The sequence below is a fragment of the Streptomyces sp. OR43 genome, assembly GCF_008042275.1.
In the GTDB taxonomy this organism is placed as follows: Bacteria; Actinomycetota; Actinomycetes; order Streptomycetales; family Streptomycetaceae; genus Streptomyces.
Genome location: NZ_RDBK01000043.1, coordinates 493,797 through 519,722 on the forward strand (window position 1 = coordinate 493,797; position 25,926 = coordinate 519,722).

Here is a 25,926-nt window from a genome sequence, read left to right on the forward strand (position 1 = left end):
GGCCCGGTGTCCGGACACCGGGCCCTGAGCCGGACACCGGGCCCCGGTGTCCGGACGTTGGGCCCTGAGCCGGCCGCAGCCCGGTCAGAGCAGCCCGGCCGCGTCCAGCAGGTACTCCGTCATCGGGTCGTAGAAGCGCGGGTCCAGCACGTGGTCGTCCAGCGGGACGGCCACCTGGAGGGTGCCCTCGGCCTCCCCGAGGAACAGGGCCGGGTCGTTGCAGTCCGCGTAGCCGATGGCGTCCAGTCCGCGCTGCGCCGCGCATCCCGCCCAGCCGTGGTCGGCGACGACCAGATCGGGCATGGGGCGCCCCTCCCGTTCCAGGGCGTCCAGGATCGCGGCCATCGGGGCCGGGGAGTGGGTGTGCCAGAGGGTCGCGCCGCGTTCCTGCACGGCGACGTCCGCGAACTGGAAGACCATGCCCTCGTCGGCCGTCAGCCCGGACGGGATGACCATGATCTCGCAGCCGGCCGCCCGCAGCGCGGCGGCGGTCTGCCGGTGGACGTCCAGGAGCCCGCCCGGGTGCCCGGTGGCGAAGAGCACCCGCTCCGTCCCGTCGGCCGCCTTCCGCAGCCGGGCCGCGGCCCGGTCCAGGGCGGCGACGGTGAGCTCGGGGTCGATGGTGTCCTGGCCGTACCGGTGCTCCGGATCGTCGCTGACGCCGCATCTCTCGGCCATGACCGCCAGGACGTCCTGCTCGTCGCGCCACCGGTCGCCGAGCTCCAGGCCCAGCCAGAAGTGGCGGTCGCCGTTGGCGAGCTTGCGGTAGTGGGAGAGGTTGTTGTCGCGCGGGGTCGCGACGTCTCCCGCTATGCGCGTACGGACGAGGTGGTCGACGAGGGCGGCGCGGCTGGGTATCGGCATGAACCCATTGTGCCGTGGGATGTGCGCAGCGTGCCGGGCGTATTGAGGGGTGGGCGGCGGGTCCGGCCGTCGCTCAGACGGGCTGCGGCTCCCCCGCCGCGGCGAAGGCACCCCGCGCCAGCCGGTGCAGCAGCGCCGCCGTGTCGGTGCGGCCGGGCAGCGCGCCGGGGCGGCCGAGGTGCGGGGTGGAGTTGAGCAGGCCGAACACGGCGTGGACGGTGGCGCGGGCCTCGTGCTCGGGGAGCGCGGGGTAGAGGTCGCGGACGACGGCGACCCAGACCTCGACGTACTCGCGCTGGAGCCGGCGGACCCTCTTGCGGTCGGTGTCCCGCAGGCGGTCCAGCTCGCGGTCGTGCAGGGTGATCAGGGGGCGGTCGTCGAGGGCGAAGTCGATGTGGCCCTCGATGAGCGCGTCCAGGAGCGCCTCGGGGGACCTGTCACCGGAGGCGTCCTCGGAGACCCTCAGCTGCCCGCCGGCCAGCAGCCGCTCGCTGATCCCGACGAGCAGTTCGGCGAGCATCGCGTCCTTGCCGGGGAAGTGCCGGTAGAGGCCGGGGCCGCTGATGCCGACGGCGGCACCTATCTCGTCGACGCCGACCCCGTGGAAGCCGCGCTCGGCAAAGAGGCGCGCGGCCTCCTTGAGGATCTGCTCACGGCGGGTGGGAGCCGCGACGCGTGCGGCGGCATGGGTGCTCATGAACAGTCATTCTAGACAGGTGCGTTAGCGGTCGTTAACCTATGGGATGCGTTAACGCTCACTAACAGCCTCCCCCGTCACGGACGGGGCCGAGGTCGTCACACTGCGGTACGGGCAAGGGGGCTCGACAGGATGCAGCAGCAGGCACCGGTGCTGGCGAGCGCGGCCGATCCCGCCTCGGAGGCCTGGCAGGCCAACGAGGCGGCGCATCACGCGCTCACCGACGAGCTGCGCAAGCGGCTCGCCACGGCCAGGCTCGGCGGGGGTGAGAAGGCCCGCGCCCGGCATGTGGCGCGCGGCAAGCTGCTGCCCCGGGAACGGGTGGACACCCTGCTCGATCCGGGCTCTCCCTTCCTGGAGCTGGCCCCACTGGCGGCCGAGGGGCTGTACGGGGGCGCGGCCCCGGCCGCCGGGGTGATCGCCGGGATCGGCCGGGTCAGCGGCCGGGAGTGCGTGATCGTCGCCAATGACGCGACCGTCAAGGGCGGCACGTACTACCCGATGACCGTGAAGAAGCACCTGCGCGCCCAGGAGGTGGCGCTGGAGAACCGGCTGCCCTGCCTCTACCTGGTGGACTCGGGCGGCGCCTTCCTGCCGATGCAGGACGAGGTGTTCCCGGACCGGGAGCACTTCGGGCGGATCTTCTACAACCAGGCCCGGATGTCCGGGGCCGGCATCCCGCAGATCGCGGCGGTGCTGGGGTCCTGTACCGCCGGTGGGGCGTACGTCCCCGCGATGAGCGACGAGGCCGTGATCGTCCGGAACCAGGGGACGATCTTCCTGGGCGGTCCGCCGCTCGTGAAGGCCGCGACCGGCGAGGTCGTCACCGCCGAGGAGCTGGGCGGCGGCGAGGTCCACTCCCGTACGTCGGGGGTCACCGACCATCTCGCGGAGGACGACGCGCACGCGCTGCGGATCGTGCGGAACATCGTGGCGACGCTGCCGGACCGGGGCGCGCTGCCATGGTCCGTCCAGCCGGTGGACGAGCCGAAGGTGGACCCCGCCGGTCTGTACGGCGCCGTTCCGGTCGACTCGCGCACGCCCTACGACGTGCGGGAGGTGATCGCCCGGGTCGTCGACGGATCGCGCTTCGCCGAGTTCAAGGCGGAGTACGGCACGACGCTGATCACCGGCTTCGCCCACCTCCACGGCCACCCGGTCGGCATCGTCGCCAACAACGGCATCCTGTTCTCCGAGTCCGCCCAGAAGGGCGCGCACTTCATCGAGCTGTGCGACCAGCGCGGCATCCCGCTGGTCTTCCTCCAGAACATCTCGGGCTTCATGGTCGGCCGGGACTACGAGGCGGGCGGCATCGCCAAGCACGGCGCCAAGATGGTCACCGCCGTCGCCTGCACCCGCGTCCCGAAGCTGACCGTGGTGGTCGGCGGGTCCTACGGCGCGGGCAACTACTCCATGTGCGGCCGGGCCTACAGCCCCCGCTTCCTGTGGATGTGGCCCAACGCGAAGATCTCCGTCATGGGCGGCGAGCAGGCCGCGTCCGTCCTCGCCACGGTCAAGCGCGACCAGCTGGGCGATGACTGGAGCACCGAGGACGAGGAGTCGTTCAAGGCCCCGATCCGCGAGCAGTACGAGACCCAGGGCAACGCGTACTACGCCACCGCCCGGCTCTGGGACGACGGCGTGATCGACCCGATGGAGACCCGGCAGGTACTGGGGCTCGCCCTGACCGCGTGCGCCAACGCCCCGTTGGGCGACGCCGGCTTCGGCGTCTTCCGGATGTGAGGAACTGATGACGATGTTCGACACGGTTCTCGTCGCCAACCGCGGCGAGATCGCGGTCCGGGTCATCCGGACCCTGCGGGAGCTGGGCGTGCGTTCCGTCGCCGTCTTCAGCGACGCGGACGCCGACGCCCGGCACGTACGGGAGGCCGACACGGCGGTACGGATCGGGCCCGCACCGGCCGCCGAGAGCTACCTCTCCGCGGACCGGCTCCTGGAGGCGGCCCTGCGCACGGGCGCACAGGCCGTCCACCCCGGCTACGGCTTCCTCGCCGAGAACGCGGGCTTCGCCCGGGCGTGCGCGGACGCGGGGCTGGTCTTCATCGGGCCGCCCGCCGCCGCCATCGCCCTGATGGGCGACAAGATCCGGGCCAAGGAGACGGTCGCCGCGGCCGGTGTCCCGGTGGTGCCGGGATCCTCGGGCAGTGAGCTGACGGACGGCCAACTGGCGGAAGCCGCCCATGAGATCGGCATGCCGGTCCTGCTCAAACCCTCCGCGGGCGGCGGCGGCAAGGGCATGCGGCTGGTGCGCGACGCGGCGCTCCTCGCGGACGAGATCGCCGCCGCCCGGCGCGAGGCGCGCGCCTCCTTCGGTGACGACACCCTCCTCGTGGAGCGGTGGATCGACCGGCCGCGCCACATCGAGATCCAGGTGCTGGCGGACGGCCACGGCAACGTGGTACATCTCGGCGAGCGCGAGTGCTCGCTCCAGCGCCGCCACCAGAAGATCATCGAGGAGGCGCCCTCGGTCCTGCTCGACGAGAAGACGCGCGCGGCCATGGGCGAGGCGGCCGTGCAGGCCGCCCGGTCCTGCGGGTATGTCGGCGCGGGGACGGTGGAGTTCATCGTCCCGGGCAACGACCCGGCCTCGTACTACTTCATGGAGATGAACACCCGCCTCCAGGTCGAGCACCCGGTGACGGAGCTGATCACCGGCCTCGACCTGGTCGAGTGGCAGCTGCGCGTCGCATCCGGCGAGCAACTCCCCTACACCCAACAGGACATCACCCTCACCGGCCATGCGGTCGAGGCCCGGATCTGCGCCGAGGACCCGGCCCGCGGCTTCCTGCCCTCGGGCGGCACCGTGCTGGCGCTGCACGAACCGCAGGGCGGCGGAGTGCGGACGGACTCGGGGCTCGCCGAGGGCGGCGAGGTCGGCAGCCTGTACGACCCGATGCTGTCCAAGGTGATCGCGTACGGCCCCGACCGGGCGACGGCGCTGCGGCGCCTGCGGGCGGCGCTCGCGGACACGGTGGTCCTCGGCGTCCCGACCAACGCGGGCTTCCTGCGCCGGCTGCTCGGCCACCCGGCCGTGGTGGCGGGCGAGCTGGACACCGGCCTGGTGGAGCGCGAGGTGGACGCGCTGGTCCCGGACGGGGTGCCGGAGGAGGTGTACGCGGCGGCGGCTCTGCTGCGGCAGCACTCCCCCGGCCCGGCCCACGCGAATGGCTGGTCCGACCCGTTCTCGGCCGGTGACGGCTGGCGGCTCGGCGGTATGCCTGCGCGTACGGTGCGGCACTTCCGGATCCCCGGCCACGACCCGGTCCAGGTGGGCCTGCGGCCGTGCGGCGCGGGCGCGGAGCTGACGTTCGGCCACGTCGGGGAGGGCGCACAGCCGCCACTGCCCGACTCCGGCACCTGCGGCCCGCTGGGCCCGCTGCCGGGCAGCGCGGAGACGGCCAGGACGCTGACGGCGGACGGCAGCCGGATCACCCTCGAACTCGCCGGTGTCACCCACGCGTTCGCGTACGCCGCCTCCCCGGAGGGCCACTGGTTCGGCCGGGGCGGCGACGCCTGGCACGTCCGGGACCACGACCCGGTGGAGGCCTCGCTGTCCGGCGCCGCCCGCTCCGGTGCGGACACGCTCGCCGCGCCCATGCCCGGAACGGTCACCGTGGTGAAGGTGGCCGTCGGGGACGAGGTCGCGGCCGGGCAGAGCCTCCTCGTCGTGGAGGCGATGAAGATGGAGCACGTCATCTCCGCCCCGCACGCCGGCACCGTGACCGAACTCGACGTGACCGCAGGCACCACGGTGGCCATGGACCAGGTACTGGCCGTGGTCGTGCCGGCGGCCACCGGGGAGGAAGCATGACGACGACCGACCGCACCCTGCCGATGACCGTGACGGCCCCGGACCTGCCCGCCCGGGTCCGTATCCACGAGGTCGGTGCCCGCGACGGGCTGCAGAACGAGAAGGCGGTCGTACCGACCGAGGTGAAGGCGGAGTTCATCCGCCGGCTCGCGGTCGCCGGGCTGACCACGATCGAGGCCACGAGCTTCGTCCACCCCAAGTGGGTGCCCCAACTGGCCGACGCGGAACAGCTGTTCCCGATGCTCGGCGACATAGGGGACGTGGGTGACGTGGCGCTGCCGGTCCTCGTGCCGAACGAGCGGGGACTGGACCGGGCCCTGGCGCTCGGCGCCCGCCGGATCGCCGTCTTCGGCTCGGCGACGGAGACCTTCGCGGCCCGCAACCTCAACCGCACGATCGACGAGTCGCTCGCCATGTTCGAGCCCGTGGTGGCCCGCGCCAAGGCGGAGCAGGTGCATGTGCGCGGCTACCTGTCGATGTGTTTCGGCGACCCGTGGGAGGGCCCGGTCCCGGTCCACCAGGTCGTCCGGGTCGCCAGGGCGCTGATGGACCTCGGCTGCGACGAGCTGTCGCTCGGCGACACGATCGGGGTCGCGACGCCCGGCCACGTACAGACCCTGTTGGCGTCGCTGAACGAGTCGGGGGTGCACACCGACACGATCGGGGTGCACTTCCACGACACGTACGGACAGGCCCTGTCCAACACCCTGGCCGCGCTCCAGCACGGCGTGTCCACCGTGGACGCCTCCGCGGGCGGCCTCGGCGGCTGCCCGTACGCGAAGAGCGCGACCGGGAACCTCGCCACGGAGGACCTGGTCTGGATGCTCGAAGGCCTCGGTATCGAAACCGGGGTCGACCTCGACGAGCTCATCGCCACGAGCGTGTGGCTCGCCGGACACCTGGGCCGACCGAGCCCGTCCCGCACCGTCCGCGCGCTCTCGGTGCAGCACACACAGTCCCACAAGGAGCAGTGATCCCCCGATGTCCCTGGACCACCGGCTGACCGCCGAGCACGAGGAACTCCGCCGCACCGTCGAGGAGTTCGCCCACGACGTGGTCGCGCCGAAGATCGGCGACTTCTACGAGCGCCATGAGTTCCCGTACGAGATCGTGCGCGAGATGGGACGGATGGGCCTGTTCGGGCTGCCGTTCCCGGAGGAGTACGGCGGGATGGGCGGCGACTACCTCGCCCTCGGCATCGCCCTGGAGGAGCTGGCCCGCGTCGACTCGTCCGTGGCGATCACCCTGGAGGCCGGGGTCTCGCTCGGCGCGATGCCGGTGTTCCGCTTCGGCACGGAGGAGCAGAAGCGGCAGTGGCTGCCGAAGCTCTGCGCGGGCGAGGCGCTCGGCGCGTTCGGCCTGACGGAGCCGGACGGCGGCTCGGACGCGGGCGGCACCCGGACGACGGCGGTGCGCGACGAGGCGACGGGCGAGTGGGTGATCAACGGCTCCAAGTGCTTCATCACCAACTCGGGCACGGACATCACCGAGCTGGTCACGGTCACGGCGGTGACCGGCCGCAAGGAGAACGGCGCCCCGCTCATCTCGTCGATCATCGTCCCGTCCGGCACCCCCGGCTTCACGGTCGCCGCCCCCTACTCCAAGGTCGGCTGGAACGCCTCGGACACCCGCGAGCTCTCCTTCTCGGACGTCCGCGTCCCGCTGGAGAACCTGCTGGGCGAGGAGGGCCGCGGCTACGCGCAGTTCCTGCGGATCCTGGACGAGGGCCGGATCGCCATCTCGGCACTGTCGACGGGCCTGGCGCAGGGCTGTGTGGACGAGTCGGTGAAGTACGCCGCCGAGCGACACGCGTTCGGGAAGCCGATCGGCGCCAACCAGGCGATCCAGTTCAAGATCGCCGACATGGAGATGCGGGCCCACATGGCCCGGATCGGCTGGCGCGACGCGGCGTCGCGCCTGCTGGCGGGCGAACCGTTCAAGAAGGAGGCGGCGATCGCCAAGCTGTACTCCTCGACGGTCGCGGTGGACAACGCCCGCGAGGCGACCCAGATCCACGGCGGCTACGGCTTCATGAACGAGTACCCGGTGGCCCGGATGTGGCGCGACTCCAAGATCCTGGAGATCGGCGAGGGCACGAGCGAGGTGCAGCGGATGCTGATCGCCCGGGAGCTGGGCATGTCGGCCTGACGGATCACGGGGCTGAGCCGGTGACGGGACCGGCTCAGCCCCGTCCGCGCCCTGGCAGCCCCTTGTGCTGCTGCTTCCGGAGCGCGGAGCTCGCCGCACACAGCGGCTGCGCCGACGACCACGTGGCGGCGCGGCCGGCCAACACCGAGGCCGCCGCCGAGCGGGCCCGGAGGTGGGAGGCGGCGGCGTCATCGTCGGGTGAGCCCGGTCGTCGCCGGGCCGGGGGCGTCCGCAGGGGCGACAGTTCGTGAGGTTAGGCTAACCTTCGCTCGAACTTGTCACCGGCCGGTCTCCGGCTCGTACGAAAGCGGACTCCGTCATGCGCACTGCCCGAGTGTCCCGTCCCACCCGCCGCGGCCTGCTGGCCATGGGCGGCGCCGTTGGCCTGGGCGCCGTGCTGGCAGCCTGTGGGGACAGCGACTCCAAGGACTCCGGTTCCACCGGCTCCAAGAGCGCCGACGCCGGGCCCTGGAGCTTCAAGGACGACCGCGGGCAGACCGCCGAGGCCAAGTCCGTCCCGAAGAACATCGTCGCCTTCACGGGCGTCGCCGCCGCGCTCCACGACTACGGCGTCGAGGTCAAGGCCGTATTCGGCCCCACGAAGGCCGCGAACGGCAAGGCCGACGTGCAGGCCGGCGACCTGGACATCAGCAAGGTCGAGATCCTCGGCAACGTCTGGGGCGAGTTCAACGTCGAGAAGTACGCCGCGCTCGGCCCGGACCTGCTGGTGACGGCCATGTGGGAGAAGGACGCCCTCTGGTACGTGCCGGACGCGTCCAAGGACAAGATTCTCAAGCTCGTCCCGAGCGTCGCCCTGTGGGCCGCCCAGACCACGATCCCCCAGGCGATCCAGCGCCACGAGGACCTCGCCGCCTCGCTCGGCGCCGACGTCAAGGCCAAGGCTGCCACCGACGCCAAGGCCCGCTTCGAGAAGGCCGCGGCCCGGCTGCGCGCCGCCGCGAAGTCCAAGCCGAACCTCAAGGTCATGATCGGCTCGGCCAGCCAGGACCTCTTCTACGTCTCGCTCGCCAAGATGTCCGCCGACACCCTGTACTTCCAGGAACTGGGCGTGAAGTTCGTCGAGCCGAAGGTCGACGCGGCGGGCTTCTTCGAGAGCCTGAGCTGGGAGAACGTCGACAAGTACGGGGCCGACATCATCATGATGGACAACCGCTCCTCGGCCCTCCAGCCCGACGCCCTGACCTCCAAGCCGACCTGGACGCAGCTGCCCGCGGTCAAGGCCGGTCAGGTCATCCCGCGCACCACCGAGCCGATCTACAGCTACGACAAGTGCGCGCCGATCCTCGAAGACCTCGCGAAGGCCATCGAGGACGCGAAGAAGACCGCCTGACCATGACGACCGCCGCCACGCCGCCCGTCGATCCCTTCCGGCTCTTCGGGCTGACCGTCCTGCGTACGGAGCGGCTGACCCCGTCCATGCTCCGGGTCACGTTCGGCGGACCGGGGCTCGACGGGCTCGCCTCCGGCGGCCGCGATCAGAGCCTGTCGCTGTTCCTCCCGCACCCCGGACAGCCGGAACCAGTCGTTCCGGTCGATAACGAGGGCAACTGGTTCGGCCCCTGGCGGGCTCTTCCGGCCGACGAGCGGGCGGTGCTGCGCTCGTACACCGTTCGCGCACAGCGGCGTACCGGCGGCGGTTCGGCCACCGAGATCGACATCGATTTCGCGCTCCACGAGGACGGCGGTCCGGCCTGCCGCTGGGCCGCCGCGGCCTCCCCCGGTGACGTACTGAAGGCGCTCGGACCGGCCGTCGAGGACAACACGGCCGTCCGGTTCCGCCCGCCCGCGGACACCGACTGGGTGCTGATCTGGGCCGATGAGACGGCACTGCCCGCCGCGACGGCCGCCCTCGAGTGGCTGCCGGCCCATCTGCGCGCGCAGGTCTGGCTGGAGGTCACGCACACCGGCGACCGCCAGGCGGTCGACACCGCGGCCGACGCCCGGATCAGCTGGCTGGTGCGGGACGAGGACGCGCCGGACGCCGTGGAGGCCGTGCGCGCGGCGGAACTGCCCGAGGGAACTCCGTACGTCTGGATCGCCGGCGAGGCGTCGAAGGTGCGGGCGCTGCGACGGCATCTGGTGGGCGAGCGCGGCATCGACCGCAAGCGGGTGACGTTCGTCGGCTACTGGCGCCGCGGCCTGAGCGAGGAGCAGCTCCGCGAGGAGGCCGTTTCGAGCCCGTCCGGTGACTCAAACCCGTCCGGCGATTGAGGACATCTCTCACAGCCCGTCCGTGCAATTGCGGAACGCATGCCGACAGCCCGTCCGTGCAGTCGCGGAACGTAGAACGACAGTCCGTCCGGCGGCCGGGGCCTCGTACCCCCGGCCGCCGGACGGCCCCGCTCACCCCGCCGCGGCGGGCTCCGCCGGCCACGGCACCTGGGGCGACCGGTAGTAGTCGATCCCCAGCGCGGTGAACCGCGGCCCGAGCGCCGCGAGGCGCTCCTTGTACGTGTCCCAGTCGTGCGTCTCGGCCGGGGACCAGCCCAGCTCCGCGGCCCCGGGCAGCCGCGGGAACGCCATCGCGTCGATGCCGTCGCTGTCGGTCAGCGTCTCGGCCCAGATCGGCGCCTCGACCCCGAGCACCGCGTCCGCCGGAGTGTCGGCGAGGTAGGTCGCCGGGTCCCAGTCGTAACTGCGCTGCACCTCGACCAGACCGGCCCACTTCAGGCCCAGCACGGTGTCCTCGTTGTACTTCATGTCGAGGTACACCCGGTCCGCCGGCGACAGCACGAGCCTGGTGCCGTTCTTCGCCGCGTCCGCCACCTGCTGCCGGTCCGCGGCACTCGTCTTGTCGTAGCCCCAGTACTGGGCGACCGCGCCCTTCACCGGCGTCGCGCCGGTGAGCTGGTGCCAGCCCATCACGGTCTTGCCGTGCTTGCCGACAGCGGCCTGCGCCCTCTCCATGATCTTGGCGTAGTCCTCGTGGCTGGTGGAGTGCGCCTCGTCACCGCCGATGTGGATGTACCTGCCGGGGGTCAGCGCGGCCACTTCACCGATGACGTCGTCGATGAACCGGTACGTGACGTCCTTGCCCGCGCACAGCGAGCTGAACCCGACCTTGATGCCGGTGTAGAGCGGCGGCGCGACGCCGTCGCAGTTCAGCTCCGCGTACGAGGCGAGAGCGGCGTTGGTGTGGCCGGGCATGTCGATCTCCGGCACCAGCTCCATGTAGCGGGAGGCCGCGTACCGCACGATCTCCTTGTACTGGCTCTTGGTGTAGAAGCCGCCGGGCCCGCCGCCGACCTCCGTGGAGCCGCCGTACGTGGCCAGGTTGGGCCAGGAGTCGATGGCGATGCGCCAGCCCTGGTCGTCGGAGAGGTGCAGGTGGAAGGTGTTCATCTTGTACAGCGCGATCTGGTCGATGTAGCGCTTGACCTCGTCGACGGAGAAGAAGTGCCGCGAGACGTCGAGCATCGCGCCCCGGTAGGCGTAGCGCGGCGTGTCGGTGATGCTGCCGCCCGCGACCTTCCAGGGCCCCTTCTGGCGGCTGTCGCTCTCGACCTGGGCCGGCAGGAGCTGACGCAGCGTCTGGACGCCGTGGAAGAGCCCTGCGGGCTTCCGGGCGGTGATGGTGACGGAGCCGCGCCCCGCCGTCAGCGTGTAGCCCTCGGCGCCGAGTCCGCTGTCACGGGAGGCGAGCCGGAGCCGGATGCCGTCGGAGCCCGCCCGTTCGGTGACCGGCAGGGCGTAGCCGGTGGAGGGGCGCAGCACGCCCGCCAGGTACTCGCCGATCTTGCGGGCCTCACCGGACGAACCGTCGACGCGGATCCTCGTGGCGCCGGTGATGGAGTACGGGGATCCCCCCGGTCTCACCGCGGCGGGGGCGGGCACGACCTGGCCCAGCGGGCGGGGCGCCGAGGCGGCGGAGCCGCCGCCCGCCGCGGTTGCCGTGGGGGTCGCGCAGGCGGCGGAGATTCCGGCCGCCGTGACGAGAAGCAGCGAACCGAGAAGACGGGGTAGAGCACGGGGAAGAGCACTGCGCTGCGTCGTGTGCAGTCTCACAGCCGGGTCCCTTTCTGCTGGATCACACCTGGATCTCCTGACCATTCGCACCGTCGCCATGCGTACCGCCTGCCTCACGGATGGTCAAGGTGTAGACCACTCCCCCTTGTCGCCCGCACATGAACGTGGCCGACCGTCCGGGGCGTATGGCCGAATTCATCCCGTCGGCCCCCACAGCCGCACCGCACTCGGCCGTTCCGGAGCACGGGCGTCGTCCTCAGACGCTCCCGAATCACCCAGAACGGAAAAACGAGCGCCACTCGACCGCATATCTGCCCGATATCGGGCAGGATTGTTGCGCTGGAGCTCCTTCGGAAGCAATATCGACGGGTGCTCGAACGCCGCTCGTCGCATGACGACCTCATTGACCACCTGGTACGCAGCACCGCGCTTCCACGCGGTGAGGCAGCCCGGGTGATCCTCGACGTACTGGCCTACTTCGACGAGACGACCGACGTCTTCGTCCGCCGCCGCCATCGCGAGCTGCAGTCCGGCGGCCTGGTCAACACGGAGATCTTCGAACGGATCTCGGCCGAGCTGCCGCACCGGGCGGTGGCCCCGCCGGAGCTCTCGCTCCGCCAGCTGCGCCGCATCGTCTACGGCTGAGACCGGCGGCCGGGACCGGCGGACCCGACCGGGCCGGGCCGGACCCGTGGCCGGGCACCCACTTACTTGCTTGTACCTGTACGTCGATGGAGGGCAGAGGCTCTATGTGTGGAATCGTCGGTTATATCGGAAAGCGTGATGTGGCCCCGCTGTTGCTGGAGGGCCTGCAGCGGCTGGAGTACCGGGGTTACGACTCCGCGGGCATCGTCATCACCGGCAAGCCGGCGGCCGGCAAGCCCGCCGCGCTGAAGATGGTCAAGGCCAAGGGCCGGGTCCGCGAGCTGGAGTCCCGGGTGCCCAAGCGCTTCACCGGCACCACCGGCATCGCCCACACCCGCTGGGCCACCCACGGCGCCCCGAGCGACGAGAACGCCCACCCCCACATGGACGCCGACAACAAGGTCGCCGTCGTCCACAACGGCATCATCGACAACGCCTCCGAGCTGCGCGCAAAGCTCGTCGCCGACGGCGTCGTCTTCCTCTCCGAGACCGACACCGAGGTGCTGGTCCACCTGATCGCCCGCTCGCAGGCCGTCACGCTGGAGGAGAAGGTCCGCGAGGCGCTGAAGTCCGTCGAGGGCACGTACGGCATCGCCGTCATGCACGCCGACTTCAACGACCGCATCGTCGTCGCCCGCAACGGCTCGCCGGTCGTGCTCGGTATCGGCGAGAAGGAGATGTTCGTCGCCTCCGACGTCGCCGCCCTGGTCACGCACACCCGCCAGATCGTCACGCTGGACGACGGCGAGATGGCCACCCTGAAGGCCGACGACTTCCGTACGTACACGACCGAGGGCTCGACCACGACGGCCACGCCCACCACGGTGGAGTGGGAGGCCGAGTCGTACGACATGGGCGGCCACGACACGTACATGCACAAGGAGATCTCCGAGCAGGCCGACGCCGTGGACCGCGTGCTGCGCGGCCGCATCGACGACCGCTTCTCCACCGTGCACCTGGGCGGCCTGAACCTGGACGCCCGCGAGGCCCGCGGGGTCCGCAGGATCAAGATCCTGGGCTGCGGCACCTCGTACCACGCGGGCATGATCGGCGCCGGCCTCATCGAGGAGCTGGCCCGCATCCCCGCCGACGCCGAGCCCGCGTCCGAGTTCCGCTACCGCAACCCGGTCGTGGACCCCGACACCCTGTACGTCGCGGTCTCCCAGTCCGGCGAGACGTACGACGTGCTGGCCGCGGTCCAGGAGCTCAAGCGCAAGGGCGCCCGGGTCCTCGGCGTCGTGAACGTCGTCGGCTCGGCGATCGCCCGCGAGGCCGACGGCGGCATGTACGTCCACGCCGGCCCCGAGGTCTGCGTCGTCTCCACCAAGTGCTTCACCAACACCGTGGTCGCCTTCGCACTGCTCGCCCTGCACCTGGGCCGCATCCGCGACCTGTCGGTCGCCGACGGGAAGCGGATCATCGAGGGGCTGCGCAAGCTGCCCGAGCAGATCGGTCAGATCCTCGAGTCGGAGGACGAGATCAAGAAGCTCGCCGAGGAGTACGCGGGCGCGCAGTCGATGATGTTCATCGGCCGCGTCCGGGGCTACCCCGTCGCGCTGGAGGCCTCCCTGAAGCTCAAGGAGATCTCGTACATCCACGCCGAGGCCTACCCCGCCTCGGAGCTGAAGCACGGCCCGCTCGCGCTCATCGAGCCGGCGCTCCCCACGGTCGCGATCGTCCCGGACGACGACCTTCTGGAGAAGAACCGTGCGGCCCTGGAGGAGATCAAGGCCCGCAGCGGCCGCATCCTCGCCGTGGCCCACCGTGAGCAGGAGAAGGCCGACCACACGATCCTCGTCCCGAAGAACGAGAACGAGCTGGACCCGATCCTGATGGGCATCCCGCTCCAACTCCTCGCCTACCACACGGCGCTGGCCATGGGCCGGGACATCGACAAGCCGCGCAACCTGGCGAAGTCCGTCACGGTCGAGTAGTCGCACCCCCGCACGTACACACGAGCGCGGCCCGGTACCCACGTCCTGTGGGTGCCGGGCCGCTCCCGCGTGCGGGCGGGTGATCCCGAATGCCAACAGTGCGAACCCCGGGGCGAGATGGCCGGGCCCGGTCGCCGGTGTTTGCCGCAGTGACGCCTCGGACCACCGCGGAACCCTCCTCGAATCCGGGCGGAACAGAGGGTCGCCGCCGACCCCCCGTGCATGCGATCGTGCTGTTCCCCCCTGACGCTTATGCGTCCTTCACACACACGCAATCCTCATCTACGGACCGGTAGCTTCGTTTTTTCCGCTGTTTCCGTAGTCGAGTTGACGCCATGCCGACCCTCTCCGGACGGAAAGAGACCGGCCGTTGGCCGAGGTCGGATCAGGACGGACGCGGAAGGGACCCAAAACAGACCGCCCGCTCCCGGCTGACGCAGGAGCGGGCGGAACAGGCGCTGAAGGCAAGGGACAACAGGCAGCCCGAACCGGCCCGACGGGACGGCCACGGGAGAACGCCGTGGGAGGCCCTTCGTGACAGCGGTACGAGACGGCTTTACACGACAGCGCTACGGGACAGCGCTACGAGAAGGCCTTACGCGACAGCGCTGTGGGACAGCGTGACGAGACGGCGGCCTTACGGGATGACGACGACCGGGCGCTGCGCGCGGCGCGCCAGCCGGCCCGCCACCGAACCGAAGATCCGGCCGACGATCCCGTGGGTGGACCCGACGACGATCGCGTCGGCCGAGTACTCCCGGCCGACCTCCTCCAGCTCGTGGCAGATGTCCCCGCCCCGCTCGACGAGCACCCACGGCACCTCGGAGAGGTAGTCCGCGCAGGCGAGCTCCAGACCGAGGACCTCGGTGCGGTGATCGGGGACGTCGACGAAGACGGGGGGCTCGCAGCCCGCCCAGACGGTGGTCGGCAGCCGGTTGGCGACATGGACGATGATCAGGCCGGAGCCCGTTCTCCGGGCCATGCCGATGGCATAGGCGAGGGCCCGCTCACTGGAGGTCGAGCCGTCGAAACCGACGACGACACCGTGCCGGAAGGCGGGATCGCACGCATGGCGTGCGTCTTCGGCCGCCTGCTGGTCCGACCGGGGGTCGGCTACCTGCTTGCGGTCCGCGGGTTCGGGGATTTCGTGACCGGCCATCGGTGTCTCGGCGAAGAGAGTCCTCGTGAGGAGAGCGACGTGGGGAAGCTGCGTCAGCGGGCGGTGTTGCGGTGTCCGGGAATCATCTTCCCAACCCCTTACCCCCAAGGGTACGGCGCCACTCCTCCACTGCCCAGACCCGCGCAAAGCGCGTGCGACGTTCCACGGAGCATGCCCGAGACCTGCCCTGTATGGCAATGCCGGTTGCGCGGTACACCGACGCCACAGGGCCCCGGACGGCCGCAATCGGTGACGGGCCGGTGACCGGGTGGGGCCCGGTCCGTTAGCCACGTGTCCGTGCCCCCGCAGGCCTGCCGCGGGGGTCCGCCGGCCGTTCCGTACCGACCGGAACGCCGACCGAACCCCCGGGGAGCATCACGTGCCCGCACCCGTCCCGCCCACGCATCCGGAACCCGCCGCGCAGCCGGCGACCGATGTCGTCCGCTGGGCGGTATTCGGCTGCCTGCTCGTACCGGCCGTCCTCCTGGCCCACGGCGACTCCGCCGGCGGCGCCGCGGCCGTCGCCCTCGGCCTGGCCGCGATCACCGTGGCCTGCCGGGTCCTGCTCCGCCGGTCCGCCCGCACGGCCGCCCGCGAACGCTCCGGTCCGGCCTCCCGCCCGACCGAGGGGGCGCACAGGAGTGACCGCACCCCGCGGGTCGTGCGCCGGTAGAACGACTGATTCCCGCACACGCGACCGTATATTTTCAGCCAACTTCAGGACTCAGTCGAATCCTTGTCGAAATGGCCGATCAACCCCCTTGCCAGCAGGCAGGAAGAGACCAAGCGGTACGCTTCCACCCCATGGGGACGGGCCATGAACGCCAGGCGCACTTCCCTGCACGACTCACGAGTGAAACGCTTCGTGATCGAATGCTTCCCGCCAGGTTGCCTTGTCGACATAAAGCCGGTTGGTGAACTTGTCACGACGGCACCACGGGACGCAGTAGATTCGATCTTGGGTGTCGAAGGCTGGGGACTCGTGCACGACCGAGGGGACATGTGCAGGTGCGACAGGCCCGTAAGGACCAGGAAGACGCGAACACCGAGGGGGGCTTAGCGTCATGAGCCAGGACTCCGCCACCGCAACGGAGGCTGTACGGAAGCTGAGCGGGCGTCGACGCCGTGAGGTCGTCGCCGTGCTGCTGTTCAGCGGTGGCCCCATCTTCGAGAGCTCCATTCCGCTCTCGGTGTTCGGGATCGACCGCCAGGACGCGGGAGTTCCGCGTTATCGGTTGCTCGTGTGCAGCGGCGAAGAGGGACCGCTGCGCACCACGGGGGGACTCGAACTGACCGCGCCCTACGGGCTGGAGGCGATCAGCAGGGCAGGCACCGTCGTGGTGCCCGCCTGGCGGTCGATCACCTCACCGCCGCCCGTGGAGGCGCTCGACGCGCTGCGCCGCGCCCACGAAGAGGGCGCACGCATCGTGGGGTTGTGCACGGGAGCCTTCGTGCTCGCCGCCGCCGGGCTGCTGGACGGCCGCCCGGCCACCACGCACTGGATGTACGCACCGACGCTGGCCAAGCGCTACCCGTCGGTGCACGTCGATCCGCGCGAGCTCTTCGTCGACGACGGCGATGTGCTCACGTCCGCCGGCACGGCGGCCGGGATCGATCTCTGTCTCCACATCGTCCGCTCGGACCACGGCACGGAGGCCGCCGGGGCACTGGCGCGCCGGCTCGTCGTGCCGCCGCGGCGCAGTGGCGGTCAGGAGCGCTACCTCGACAGGTCTTTACCGGAAGAAATCGGCTCCGACCCGCTCGCGGAGGTCGTGGCCTGGGCGCTGGAGCATCTGCACGAGCAGTTCGACGTGGAGACGCTGGCCGCGCGCGCCTATATGAGCAGACGGACCTTCGACCGGAGGTTCCGCTCGCTCACGGGCAGCGCACCGCTCCAGTGGCTGATCACTCAGCGGGTGCTGCAGGCGCAGCGCCTGCTGGAGACGTCCGACTACTCGGTCGACGAGGTCGCGGGCCGCTGCGGCTTCCGCTCGCCGGTCGCGCTGCGCGGACACTTCCGGCGCCAGCTGGGTTCCTCCCCCGCCGCGTACCGGGCCGCCTACCGGGCCCGTCGTCCGCAGGGCGGTGGCCCGGAGCAGGTCGTCACGGCGGCCGAACCGGTGGTGCCCTCCCAGGGCAGCCCGGTGAGCCGTCGCGCCCCGCTGCCGGCCCAGGCGGGTCCGTCCGCGGCCGGCCCGCCGGGACCGTCGGGTCCGTCCCCGTCCGTCGTGGACGGGGGCCGCGGGGAGCACGGGAAACCGGGCCCCGAGGCGTACGCTGCGGGCCGCCCGGCCCTGCCGGGACAGCGGAGCGCCCCGTAGGGTGGGGCGCATGAACGACCGCATGGTGTGGATCGACTGCGAGATGACCGGGCTCTCGTTGACGGAAGACGCACTCATCGAGGTGGCCGCACTGGTCACCGACTCGGAGTTGAACGTGCTCGGCGAAGGGGTGGACATCGTGATCCGTCCGCCGGACGCGGCGCTGGAGACCATGCCCGAGGTGGTGCGGCAGATGCACACCGCCTCGGGCCTCCTCGACGAGCTGGCCGCGGGCACCACCCTGGCCGACGCCGAGGAACGGGTCCTGGCCTACATCCGCGAGCATGTGAAGGAGCCCGGCAAGGCGCCGCTCTGCGGGAACACGGTCGGCACGGACCGCGGCTTCCTGTCGCGGGACATGCCGTCGCTGGAGGGCTACCTCCACTACCGGATCGTCGATGTCTCCTCGGTCAAGGAGCTGGCCCGCCGCTGGTACCCGAGGGCGTATTTCAACAGTCCGCCCAAGAACGGCAACCATCGGGCGCTCGCCGACATCCGCGACTCGATCACGGAGATGCGGTACTACCGCGAGGCGGTCTTCGTCCCGCAGCCGGGCCCCGACTCGGAGCGCGCCAAGTCGATCGCCGCGCGCCTGTCGCAGCCCTCGGCCTAGGACCTTCCGAAAGCCGCTGGTCACGGCCCTTTCGGGGGCCGGGACCGGCGGCGGGGAAACGGGGGCGCGAGCACCCTCCCGGACCCTGTACACTTTTTCTCGGCCGGTCGGAAACGCCCGGACATGGTGGGTATAGCTCAGACGGTAGAGCACCTGGTTGTGGTCCAGGATGTCGCGGGTTCGAGTCCCGTTACTCACCCTGATTGATGAAGGGCCGATCCGCTTTCGCGGATCGGCCCTTTCTCATGTGCGAGACGCGTCCCCCCGCGTCCCTTCCCCCTTCCGCCCGCCGCGCAGCGGTGGAGTCGGGTATCGAGCAGTCGACGAGAGGAACGTTTCATGCGCGCTCGGAGCATAGGTGCGGCCGCCGCCGCGGCACTGGCCCTGGTGGCTGCCCGCGACCTCGTCCAGAAGAAGCACGCCCTGCTCAGAAACTTCCCCGTGATCGGACATGCCCGGTACCTGCTGGAGACGATCGGGCCGGAGCTGCGGCAGTACGTCGTGACGTCCAACGAGGAGGAGCGCCCGTTCAGCCGTGACCAGCGCACCTGGATCTACGCGTCGGCGAAGGCGGAGAACAACTACTTCGGGTTCGGAACCGACGTGGACGTCGAGCACGTGCAAGGGCACGCGTACGTGAAGCAGCGGACGTTCGCCGGCGCGCTGCCCGATCTGCATGACCCGCAGAGCCCGCTGCCCTCGGCCAAGGTGCTGGGCGGCCCGCGCGGGCGCGCCAAGGCGTTCCGGCCCGCGAGCGTCGTGAACATCTCGGCGATGAGCTTCGGATCGCTGTCCGGCCCGGCCGTCACCGCGCTCAACAAGGGCGCGGCGCTGGCCGGCGCGATGCAGAACACGGGTGAGGGCGGACTCTCGCCGTACCACCGCAACGGCGGGGACCTCGTCCTCCAGATCGGGACGTCGTACTTCGGCTGCCGCAACGAGGACGGCACCTTCAGCCTCGACAAGCTCAAGGACATAGTCGCGGGCGCCCCGGTCAAGGCGATAGAGATCAAGCTCTCGCAGGGCGCGAAGCCGGGGCTCGGCGGGCTGCTGCCGGGCGCGAAGGTGACCCCCGAGATCGCCGGGATCCGCGGCATCCCGGTCGGCGAGGACTGCGCCTCACCCTCTCGGCACACCGCGTTCCACGACGTCGACTCGATGCTCGACTTCGTAGAGCTGCTCGCCACCGCGACCGGTCTGCCGGTCGGGATCAAGAGCGCCGTCGGGGAGATGAGCTTCTGGGAGGAGCTGGCCACTCTGATGGCGCGGGGTGATCGCGGGGTCGACTTCGTGACCGTCGACGGAGGCGAGGGCGGCACCGGGGCGGCCCCTCTCATTTTCTCCGACTCGGTGTCGCTGCCGTTCCGGATGGGCTTCTCCCGCGTCTACGGCGCGTTCGCCGAGCGGGGTCTGACGGACGACATCACCTTCATCGGTTCGGGCAAGCTCGGTCTGCCCGAGAACGCCGTCGTCGCGTTCGCCCTGGGCGCCGACATGATCAACGTCGCCCGCGAGGCGATGCTGTCCATCGGCTGCATCCAGGCGCAGAAATGCCACACCGACAAGTGCCCCACCGGCATCGCCACCCAGGACCCGTGGCTGGTGCGCGGCGTCGACGCGCCCTCGAAGGCCACGCGCGCCGCCGTCTACCTGCGCACCCTGCGCAAGGAACTGCTGAAGATCTCGGGCGCTGTCGGCGTCGCCCACCCGGCGCTCATCACGACCGCCGACATCGAGATCATGAACGGTGACTACGACGCCCGCACCCTGGCGAGCGTCTACGGCTACAAGGACGGCTGGGGCGAGCTCGGCCCGGAGCTCGCCCAGGAGATCACCGCGCTCCTCACCGCCGCACCTGCCCCTGTCCATGAGGCCGGTACTGACGTGTGACGAGTTACCGGTGGCCGGTGCCTGACCCGAGGCTCACGCCCGTCCGGCGGCGCCGCGTGAGTGCCGAGCGGAGCTTGTGGGCCAGCCCCCGGGCCATCAGACGGAGCTGGTCGACCGGGCGGGGCTCGTTGTAGATGACGAAGTCGTCGAACCGGTGGATGCCGCGTCGGCCGGTAACGGCCTCGGCGGCATCCCGGACGGCCGCGAGATCAGCCGCAGCGAACCGGAGCGCGCGCTCGTCGGGCTGGTAGGTGGCGCCGAGGGGGTAGTCGCGGCCCGGTTCGCTCGCCATCTCGACGTGGCAGCCGAGCACGTGGACCACCGTGTGCGCCTCGGCGAAGTCGACCAGGCGAGCCAGAGTGGCGCGGAACGCGGTGAAGTCGAATGCGTACAACCGGCCGGGCAGGACCGTGTCCCCGGTGAACATGATGCCGGTCCACGGGTCGTGGACGGTGATGGCGCTCCTGTGGTGGCCGGGCGAACCGAGGACGTCCAGTACCCTCCCGCCGAGGTCGAAGGTGACGGCCCCAGTCGGCCAGCGGTCTCCGAAACCGAAGAAGGAGCGGACAGCCTCCTCCTCCCGGGCGACCACGGTGGTCTCGGGACGGTCGTCGAACTGGGCGTCTGCGGCCACGTGATCGCCATGCCCATGGGTGTGCGCGACCACCAGGCCGTACTGTTCGCGCGGATGCCCGTCCAGCCACTCGGTGATCAGCCGGTCGACGGTCGTGCGCAGCGGGAACAGTTCCGGGTCGGCGGTGGCGCCGGTGTCCAGGAGCAAGGCCCGCTCGTTGCCGAACAGCAGAAAGAGAAACGGGGCCTCGTAGTTGGTCCGTTTGCTCTGGCGGAGGATGACCGTGTGCTCGTCGTAGTGATGGACTTGGATCCTTGGTTCGTCCGCCGTGCCGTGGATCCAGGCGACATCGAGGGATCCCTCGGCCGGTGTCCCGGCCGCGAAGTCGATCAAGCCGTCAGTGCTCCGGTTCATGCCCACTGTCCCCCGATTCGAATGCTGGTAGCGGCGTGCCCGCCATGAAGTACCGGACGTGACGCTGCCCGGGCAAACGATCTGCGCTGTCCTTCTCGGTCCGCGCGACGTACGGCGCGAGAAGGGCCTTCCACTGTTCTCTGAGCTCGGCGGCCTCGTCGGCGGAGAGCAGGGCCACCGCCGTGACCATGACGCCTGCCTTCTGCCGCCAGCTCACACTCCCGGCGTCCCGGCGCCCCACGTGGTCGAGGATGGCCCGGGTCTCCCGTTCGACGACGATCCGCTCCAGCGCCGGCCCGACGTCCGGACTGTCATCGACGGCGATCCGCATCTCCCGCCTCGGTTCGGGGACCTGCCAGGCCCGTTCTCGCCGGTCGCGGCCCGGACCGGCATCCTCCACGAAGCCGTACTTGGCGAGTTGGCGCAGATGGAAGGAGCAGCTGGCCTGCGAGACCTCAAGCACCCGGCCGCAGTGGGCGGCTGTCGCGGGCCCGGCCGCGGTCAGTAGCTCCAGCAGATCGAGCCGGAGCGGGTGGGCCAACGCCCTGATTGCCTTCGGGTCACTGATCCTCATATCCCAAAGAGTACTTTGGGATATGAGGATGCCAAAGGGTTCTTTGGCATATTCGTGATCGGCGGCGCATCGCCATGGCGCGACCTCCAGCGGCCCGTCACTCCTTGCCGGAGGCAGCCTGCACGAAGTGCCGACGGCAGTCCTGGACCTTGCGACTGATTGCCGAATCCGGAAGGACTGACCGCTCAGGAGACACACGGGTTGCCTCACGTACACGCGCCCGCGCCCGCGCCCGCGCCCGCAGGTGATGCTCCGCCCGACCCGGCCAGCACGCGGTCGACGAGCCGGTTCGTGTACAGGCGGCGAGTGTCACGCTCGCCGAGGTTCTCAAGGGCGACAAGGATCAGGCCCGGATCGACTACGGCGGCAGAGCGAAGCTCGATGACCTCCTCTCGCGTCAGCCCGTCGACTCCCGGCGACGGGCCGTCAGCATCCACCAGCGCGACGCCCCCAGCTGCCTCGGCCGACGATTCCCGTACGTCCACCACAGCCCGGGAGAACGCCGCCGACGGGGACGCAGCGGCGTGTCCGTGCGCCACCTGCCGATCGGCCCCGTCGGACTGCCCGTCACGGTTCAGGGCCGCCGTGATGTACGCCGCCGGACGGGCCGGCCTCCAGTCGAGGGCGAGGCCGTGCAGCTCGGCCGCGATGTCGTGAGCGCCGAGGCCGCGGTCGACCAGCGGGCGCAGCGCGAACGCCAACCGGCGCAACGCCTCCGACTGAGTCCAGGCAACCAGCGGGCGCACCTGCCGGGCGAGGGCGATGTCCCGGGCGACCTGGAGTGGGTGCCGTGACGGCGGGCGGTTGCCGCTTTTCGATGGCCTGGGGCTCCGGTCTCTCCGACCGCGCCCGGCCGCCGGGCCTTTCCCACCACCCCTGCCCCTTGGACCCCGGAGAGTTGACGCGGTCGCGGACGTCGCGCGCTCGCGCGAGGTGTCGTTCAACCTCCCACTCGGATCAACCTTGGGCACGTCGTGGCCGGACCCGGGAGAATGGGGTGCACGCCCGCCTGAACTGGGCCTATCCACATCCGAGTTATCCACAGGGTGGCCTGCCGTACGGAACGCGTCCACGGCACGGGCCCGACCCGGGTCCGTCACCCCGACCACCCGCGCCCCGTACCCGACACCCTCCAGCCGATACCCCATCACCTCGTCGTACAGGGGCGGGATCGTCGCGGCGTAGATCGTCGCCGTACCCGCGTACGACCGGCCGGGTAACCGCAGGTTCCGCTTCGATCCGTGCCGCCGCCACACCAGCGCGCCCAGCTCCCGCAGGACCCGGACATGGCGCTTCACCGTCGCCGCCGACACCCCGCACCGGGCCGCGGTGCGCTCCAGGTCGTACAGCACGAAGCCCAGCCGGTAATCCATCCGCCCGGCCAGATCCCGCGCGACAACCAGGGTCGTCGCCCCCGCCCCCCGGTGCAGGCGCGCCTCGACGAGCCACTCCACAGCACGCAGCCACGCCCGCGGCTGCGCATGCCGGGACGCCGTGGCCTCAAGCTCCTGAAGGGCGCCGGGGACGGGGGTCCATGCTGGATCCGGGCATGACGGAGAAGCGCAGCACGAAGCCGCGCCGGTGGGATGGCGCATCACAGTCCGTGGGGTGAGGGGGCGGCCGCGCGGGCCGCAGAGTCAGCGGGGAGCGATCAGCAGACTTGCGCTACGCGGGCCGGCCTGACCGCAGCATCGGCGGGGCCCAGGGGAGCCCGGCCGGGCGGGAGGGGCCTCATTCGATAGTGCGGGAGTGGTCACCGCGTGGGCGATGGCCGGGCGATCCGAGACGAATCCTTCTCGCAGCTGAGAGTCGGTTCACCGATCAGCGGGGTGACGATCCGACTGTCACCGTAAGCGGGCATGTTCGATACGCTCATCGGAGCGCCTTTCTCTCTCAGGGATCTTGTGCGCTTCGGCCGGGCGGTGGTCAAGACCGCTCGGCCGTCTTCCTACTGCACCGGGGACTCGTCGTCGACTGAGCCCTCAGTGACAGCCTTTTTGCGTGCCTTCGTCCCCCACGCGCCGCCGTGACCTCGCTCGATGTCCTGCACCGTGCCGAGCGAGACCCCCAGCCGAGCGGCGATCTTTCGGTAGGACACCTTCTCGGCACGCAACGCGAGAACCGCTTCACGGCGCAGCTCCCGCAGACGGGGCGCTCGCGCGCTGTGGTCCGCGAGGACTTGACTGATGGCTGCCGCCCTTTCGGTCGGATCCTCGATTCCCTCCAGCTCCGACAAGGCGTCAAATACCCGCTTCGCCACCTTGCTCACGTCGTCGGTCACGCCCGCATCCCTTCATGGGCGCGTCCCGGTTGACCAAGCGTATGTCATGCCATACGTTGGCGCCAAGACAGCCCGCTCTGTCGTGCAACAAAGCCCCGACCTGGTGGCGACACACCGAGTCGGGGCCATAGGAACCGGGCCGGTGACGACACACCGGGCCCGACACCCCGACAAGGCATGACACACCAAGCCGGGACCAGCCAGACCCCTGCTCCCAGCAGAAGACTCGCCATGCACCATCCTTCCACCCGTCGGACCCGCCGCGCGGCCGGGAGCAACAGCACGCGGCCCAACCGCAAGGGTGCGCGTGACACCCGGCAGCCAGCTCTCTACGCACTGTTGCACCCAGGCTTGTCTGGGTACGGTGCGCGGCACCCCTACCCAGGAGGCTTCGATGACCCGATACCTGCGCAAGGTCGGCACCAACTCTGGCAACGACGGCTGCCCGACCTTGTACGAGGTCCCCGGAACAGACCGGTACGTGGTCCAGGGCGACCGCGTCACCGACCCCGGCGAACTCACCCAACTGGACAACCTCACCTCCGACGAGGGCGCGGTTACCGTGCCCCGTGAATTGCTCGCCAACTTCGGGCCGAAGGAGCCGGTGCACGTGCCGCAGCTGATCAGCTTCGAAGACTTCGGCGCAATGTTCGCCAAGGTGAAGCATTCCGCTTGGCGTCTGGAGACCCGTCGTCGGTACGCCTCCGACGAGGAGACCGACACCTACCGTGAGTTCACTGCGGGCCGGACCGTGAGCTGGGACCTGGACGACGAATGGTGCACCAACCGCCGGGAGCGGTCGGAACTCGGGGTCAGGTTCGAGAGGGTGAGGATCCTGGACGAGCCACCCACGCCGGGGCAGCTGTACCTCCTCGACAACGCGCGGCGGAACACGGCAGTCGGAGAGGACATCCGCACTCTGCCCCGGGCAACGTCAGAGGAGTTGAGGTTGCCGGCCGAGGACTTCTGGGTCTTCGACAGCCGAGTCGTGGCTCTGCTGGTCTTCGACGATGAGGACCGGATGACCGGCGTCGAACTGATCACCAACCCGGTGGAGGTCCTGCGATATGCGCAGGTCCGCGAGGCCGCTTGGCACCACGCCTCCCCGTACGACCAGCCGCGGAGGTAGCTTCGATACGTGAGCACGGACTATCAGCAGGCCAGGGTGTCTCTCGGCGCGCGGCTACGGGAACTGCGCGCCGAGGTCACCGGCCGGGACCTCGCGGCCCGCCTGGGCTGGCCGCAGTCGAAGGTGTCCAAGCTGGAGACGGGCCGGCAGACGGCCACGCCGACGGACCTCAAGGACTGGGCGGAGGCGACCGGGCACCCTGCAGTCGCCGGGGAGCTCCAGGCTCGGCTGGAAGGGCTGGAGTCCCATACACGCTCGTGGCGCAGGCAGTTGCGGGCCGGACACAAGCCGGTGCAGGACGCCCTCATGGTCGAGTACGAGCGGTCGACCGAGCTACGCGCCTGGCAGAGCTCCATGGTCGTCGGGTTGCTCCAGACCCCGGACTACGCCCGTGCCCTGTTCGCGCGGTTCGCTGAACTCCACCGCTCACCACGGGACATAGACGAGGCGGTTCGGTCCCGGATGCGTCGGCAGGATCTGCTGTACCAGCCGGGCCGGACGTTCCACATCCTGATGTGGGAGGCCGCGCTCCACGCCGGAGTGTGTCCGCCCGCAGTCCTTGCCGCGCAGCTCGACCGGCTGGCCGGTGTGATCGGGCTGGACACAGTGAGGCTCGGGATCGTCCCGTTCGGCGCCCAGGTCGCGGTGCCGCCCGGCCCTGGATTCTGGATGTACGACGACCGGCTGGCCATCGTCGAGGACTGGCACGCGGAGCTGTGGCTGGACGACGAGCCGACGCTGACCGTCTATCAGCGGGTGTGGGACGCACTCAACGCGTCGGCGGTGTACGGGTCGACGGCACATCGACTGATCAGCAGGGCGCGGGCCCAGATCGTGCACCCGTGAGCATTGCCGGGAATCACC

Annotated in this window: 22 protein-coding genes and 1 tRNA gene; 15 read left to right on the forward strand and 8 right to left on the reverse strand. The window is 70.6% G+C overall.

Annotation, left to right across the window (positions count from 1 at the left end; genetic code table 11):
- Window positions 1–84 precede the first annotated feature (84 nt).
- Both EAO72_RS20560 and EAO72_RS20565 read right to left on the reverse strand, forming a co-directional pair.
- Window positions 85–864 carry a phosphatase gene (locus EAO72_RS20560; protein WP_148018793.1) on the reverse strand — a complete coding sequence of 260 codons (780 nt, stop codon included), beginning with the start codon at window positions 862–864 and terminating at the stop codon, window positions 85–87.
- 73 nt (window positions 865–937) lie between these two features.
- Window positions 938–1,561 carry an SACE_7040 family transcriptional regulator gene (locus EAO72_RS20565; RefSeq protein ID WP_148018794.1) on the reverse strand — a complete coding sequence of 208 codons (624 nt, stop codon included), beginning with the start codon at window positions 1,559–1,561 and terminating at the stop codon, window positions 938–940.
- Window positions 1,562–1,693: 132 nt separating this feature from the next.
- Between EAO72_RS20565 and EAO72_RS20570 the strand changes: the two genes are divergently transcribed.
- The 6 genes from EAO72_RS20570 (at window position 1,694) to EAO72_RS20595 (ending at window position 9,773) form a co-directional block, all read left to right on the forward strand.
- Window positions 1,694–3,304 carry a carboxyl transferase domain-containing protein gene (locus tag EAO72_RS20570; RefSeq protein WP_148018795.1) on the forward strand — a complete coding sequence of 537 codons (1,611 nt, stop codon included), beginning with the start codon at window positions 1,694–1,696 and terminating at the stop codon, window positions 3,302–3,304.
- A 7-nt stretch (window positions 3,305–3,311) separates the two neighbouring features.
- Complete coding sequence (locus tag EAO72_RS20575; RefSeq protein ID WP_187285151.1) at window positions 3,312–5,393, forward strand: acetyl-CoA carboxylase biotin carboxylase subunit; 2,082 nt, start codon at window positions 3,312–3,314, stop codon at window positions 5,391–5,393.
- Window positions 5,390–6,367 carry a hydroxymethylglutaryl-CoA lyase gene (locus EAO72_RS20580; RefSeq protein WP_148018796.1) on the forward strand — a complete coding sequence of 326 codons (978 nt, stop codon included), beginning with the start codon at window positions 5,390–5,392 and terminating at the stop codon, window positions 6,365–6,367. The genes EAO72_RS20575 and EAO72_RS20580 overlap by 4 nt, the downstream gene beginning before the upstream one ends.
- 7 nt (window positions 6,368–6,374) lie before the next feature.
- A complete protein-coding gene (locus tag EAO72_RS20585) occupies window positions 6,375–7,541 on the forward strand; it encodes an acyl-CoA dehydrogenase family protein (protein ID WP_148018797.1) in 1,167 nt (388 codons plus the stop codon).
- A gap of 367 nt (window positions 7,542–7,908) precedes the next feature.
- Window positions 7,909–8,892, forward strand: coding sequence for an ABC transporter substrate-binding protein (locus tag EAO72_RS20590; RefSeq protein WP_148021927.1), 984 nt, complete (start codon window positions 7,909–7,911; stop codon window positions 8,890–8,892).
- Between the two features lie 2 nt (window positions 8,893–8,894).
- Window positions 8,895–9,773, forward strand: a complete 879-nt coding sequence (locus EAO72_RS20595) for a siderophore-interacting protein (RefSeq protein ID WP_148018798.1) — start codon at window positions 8,895–8,897, stop codon at window positions 9,771–9,773.
- Between the two features lie 132 nt (window positions 9,774–9,905).
- Here EAO72_RS20595 and EAO72_RS20600 read toward each other — a convergent pair whose 3' ends face one another.
- Window positions 9,906–11,567: a beta-N-acetylhexosaminidase gene (locus tag EAO72_RS20600; protein WP_148018799.1), complete on the reverse strand. Its 1,662-nt coding sequence runs from the start codon at window positions 11,565–11,567 to the stop codon at window positions 9,906–9,908.
- Between the two features lie 330 nt (window positions 11,568–11,897).
- On the opposite strand from EAO72_RS20600, the gene EAO72_RS20605 reads away from it, so the two are divergent.
- Both EAO72_RS20605 and glmS read left to right on the forward strand, forming a co-directional pair.
- Window positions 11,898–12,173, forward strand: a complete 276-nt coding sequence (locus EAO72_RS20605; protein ID WP_148018800.1) for a hypothetical protein — start codon at window positions 11,898–11,900, stop codon at window positions 12,171–12,173.
- 104 nt (window positions 12,174–12,277) lie between these two features.
- Window positions 12,278–14,107, forward strand: coding sequence for a glutamine--fructose-6-phosphate transaminase (isomerizing) (glmS, locus tag EAO72_RS20610; protein WP_148018801.1), 1,830 nt, complete (start codon window positions 12,278–12,280; stop codon window positions 14,105–14,107).
- A gap of 637 nt (window positions 14,108–14,744) precedes the next feature.
- Here the strand turns inward: glmS and EAO72_RS20615 are convergent.
- Window positions 14,745–15,266 carry a universal stress protein gene (locus EAO72_RS20615; protein ID WP_148018802.1) on the reverse strand — a complete coding sequence of 174 codons (522 nt, stop codon included), beginning with the start codon at window positions 15,264–15,266 and terminating at the stop codon, window positions 14,745–14,747.
- Window positions 15,267–15,645: 379 nt separating this feature from the next.
- Between EAO72_RS20615 and EAO72_RS20620 the strand changes: the two genes are divergently transcribed.
- From EAO72_RS20620 to EAO72_RS20640, 5 genes are all read left to right on the forward strand, one after another.
- Complete coding sequence (locus tag EAO72_RS20620) at window positions 15,646–15,939, forward strand: hypothetical protein (RefSeq protein ID WP_187285153.1); 294 nt, start codon at window positions 15,646–15,648, stop codon at window positions 15,937–15,939.
- A 391-nt stretch (window positions 15,940–16,330) separates the two neighbouring features.
- Window positions 16,331–17,587, forward strand: coding sequence for a helix-turn-helix domain-containing protein (locus EAO72_RS20625; RefSeq protein WP_148018803.1), 1,257 nt, complete (start codon window positions 16,331–16,333; stop codon window positions 17,585–17,587).
- A gap of 10 nt (window positions 17,588–17,597) precedes the next feature.
- Window positions 17,598–18,200, forward strand: coding sequence for an oligoribonuclease (gene orn, locus EAO72_RS20630; RefSeq protein WP_148018804.1), 603 nt, complete (start codon window positions 17,598–17,600; stop codon window positions 18,198–18,200).
- A 126-nt stretch (window positions 18,201–18,326) separates the two neighbouring features.
- Window positions 18,327–18,399 (forward strand) — tRNA-His (locus EAO72_RS20635).
- Between the two features lie 140 nt (window positions 18,400–18,539).
- Window positions 18,540–20,090, forward strand: a complete 1,551-nt coding sequence (locus tag EAO72_RS20640; RefSeq protein WP_148018805.1) for an FMN-binding glutamate synthase family protein — start codon at window positions 18,540–18,542, stop codon at window positions 20,088–20,090.
- Between the two features lie 4 nt (window positions 20,091–20,094).
- Here EAO72_RS20640 and EAO72_RS20645 read toward each other — a convergent pair whose 3' ends face one another.
- The 4 genes from EAO72_RS20645 to EAO72_RS20660 form a co-directional block, all read right to left on the reverse strand.
- The gene (locus EAO72_RS20645; RefSeq protein WP_148018806.1) at window positions 20,095–21,078 is read right to left on the reverse strand and encodes an MBL fold metallo-hydrolase; all 984 of its coding nucleotides are present in this window, start codon (window positions 21,076–21,078) and stop codon (window positions 20,095–20,097) included.
- Window positions 21,062–21,652: a winged helix-turn-helix domain-containing protein gene (locus EAO72_RS20650; protein WP_148018807.1), complete on the reverse strand. Its 591-nt coding sequence runs from the start codon at window positions 21,650–21,652 to the stop codon at window positions 21,062–21,064. Before EAO72_RS20650 ends, EAO72_RS20645 begins: the two co-directional genes overlap by 17 nt.
- A 206-nt stretch (window positions 21,653–21,858) precedes the next feature.
- Window positions 21,859–23,106, reverse strand: a complete 1,248-nt coding sequence (locus tag EAO72_RS42090; RefSeq protein ID WP_187285154.1) for a cell wall protein — start codon at window positions 23,104–23,106, stop codon at window positions 21,859–21,861.
- 494 nt (window positions 23,107–23,600) lie between these two features.
- A complete protein-coding gene (locus EAO72_RS20660; RefSeq protein ID WP_148018809.1) occupies window positions 23,601–23,933 on the reverse strand; it encodes a helix-turn-helix domain-containing protein in 333 nt (110 codons plus the stop codon).
- Between the two features lie 394 nt (window positions 23,934–24,327).
- Here EAO72_RS20660 and EAO72_RS20665 point away from each other — a divergent pair, with 394 nt between their 5' ends.
- A complete protein-coding gene (locus EAO72_RS20665; protein WP_148018810.1) occupies window positions 24,328–25,062 on the forward strand; it encodes a DUF6879 family protein in 735 nt (244 codons plus the stop codon).
- Between the two features lie 9 nt (window positions 25,063–25,071).
- Complete coding sequence (locus EAO72_RS20670) at window positions 25,072–25,908, forward strand: helix-turn-helix domain-containing protein (protein WP_148018811.1); 837 nt, start codon at window positions 25,072–25,074, stop codon at window positions 25,906–25,908.
- Window positions 25,909–25,926 lie beyond the last annotated feature (18 nt).

Excerpts from the sequence above, each read along its gene's own strand:
- EAO72_RS20560 (WP_148018793.1), bottom strand. The coding sequence starts at position 864 with ATGCCGATACCCAGCCGCGCCGCCCTCGTCGACCACCTCGTCCGTACG.
- EAO72_RS20565 (WP_148018794.1), bottom strand. The coding sequence starts at position 1,561 with ATGAGCACCCATGCCGCCGCACGCGTCGCGGCTCCCACCCGCCGTGAG.
- EAO72_RS20570 (WP_148018795.1), top strand. The coding sequence starts at position 1,694 with ATGCAGCAGCAGGCACCGGTGCTGGCGAGCGCGGCCGATCCCGCCTCG.
- EAO72_RS20575 (WP_187285151.1), top strand. The coding sequence starts at position 3,312 with ATGACGATGTTCGACACGGTTCTCGTCGCCAACCGCGGCGAGATCGCG.
- EAO72_RS20580 (WP_148018796.1), top strand. The coding sequence starts at position 5,390 with ATGACGACGACCGACCGCACCCTGCCGATGACCGTGACGGCCCCGGAC.
- EAO72_RS20585 (WP_148018797.1), top strand. The coding sequence starts at position 6,375 with ATGTCCCTGGACCACCGGCTGACCGCCGAGCACGAGGAACTCCGCCGC.
- EAO72_RS20590 (WP_148021927.1), top strand. The coding sequence starts at position 7,909 with ATGGGCGGCGCCGTTGGCCTGGGCGCCGTGCTGGCAGCCTGTGGGGAC.
- EAO72_RS20595 (WP_148018798.1), top strand. The coding sequence starts at position 8,895 with ATGACGACCGCCGCCACGCCGCCCGTCGATCCCTTCCGGCTCTTCGGG.
- glmS (WP_148018801.1), top strand. The coding sequence starts at position 12,278 with ATGTGTGGAATCGTCGGTTATATCGGAAAGCGTGATGTGGCCCCGCTG.
- EAO72_RS20615 (WP_148018802.1), bottom strand. The coding sequence starts at position 15,266 with ATGGCCGGTCACGAAATCCCCGAACCCGCGGACCGCAAGCAGGTAGCC.
- EAO72_RS20625 (WP_148018803.1), top strand. The coding sequence starts at position 16,331 with ATGAGCCAGGACTCCGCCACCGCAACGGAGGCTGTACGGAAGCTGAGC.
- orn (WP_148018804.1), top strand. The coding sequence starts at position 17,598 with ATGAACGACCGCATGGTGTGGATCGACTGCGAGATGACCGGGCTCTCG.
- EAO72_RS20640 (WP_148018805.1), top strand. The coding sequence starts at position 18,540 with ATGCGCGCTCGGAGCATAGGTGCGGCCGCCGCCGCGGCACTGGCCCTG.
- EAO72_RS20645 (WP_148018806.1), bottom strand. The coding sequence starts at position 21,078 with ATGAACCGGAGCACTGACGGCTTGATCGACTTCGCGGCCGGGACACCG.
- EAO72_RS20650 (WP_148018807.1), bottom strand. The coding sequence starts at position 21,652 with ATGAGGATCAGTGACCCGAAGGCAATCAGGGCGTTGGCCCACCCGCTC.
- EAO72_RS20665 (WP_148018810.1), top strand. The coding sequence starts at position 24,328 with ATGACCCGATACCTGCGCAAGGTCGGCACCAACTCTGGCAACGACGGC.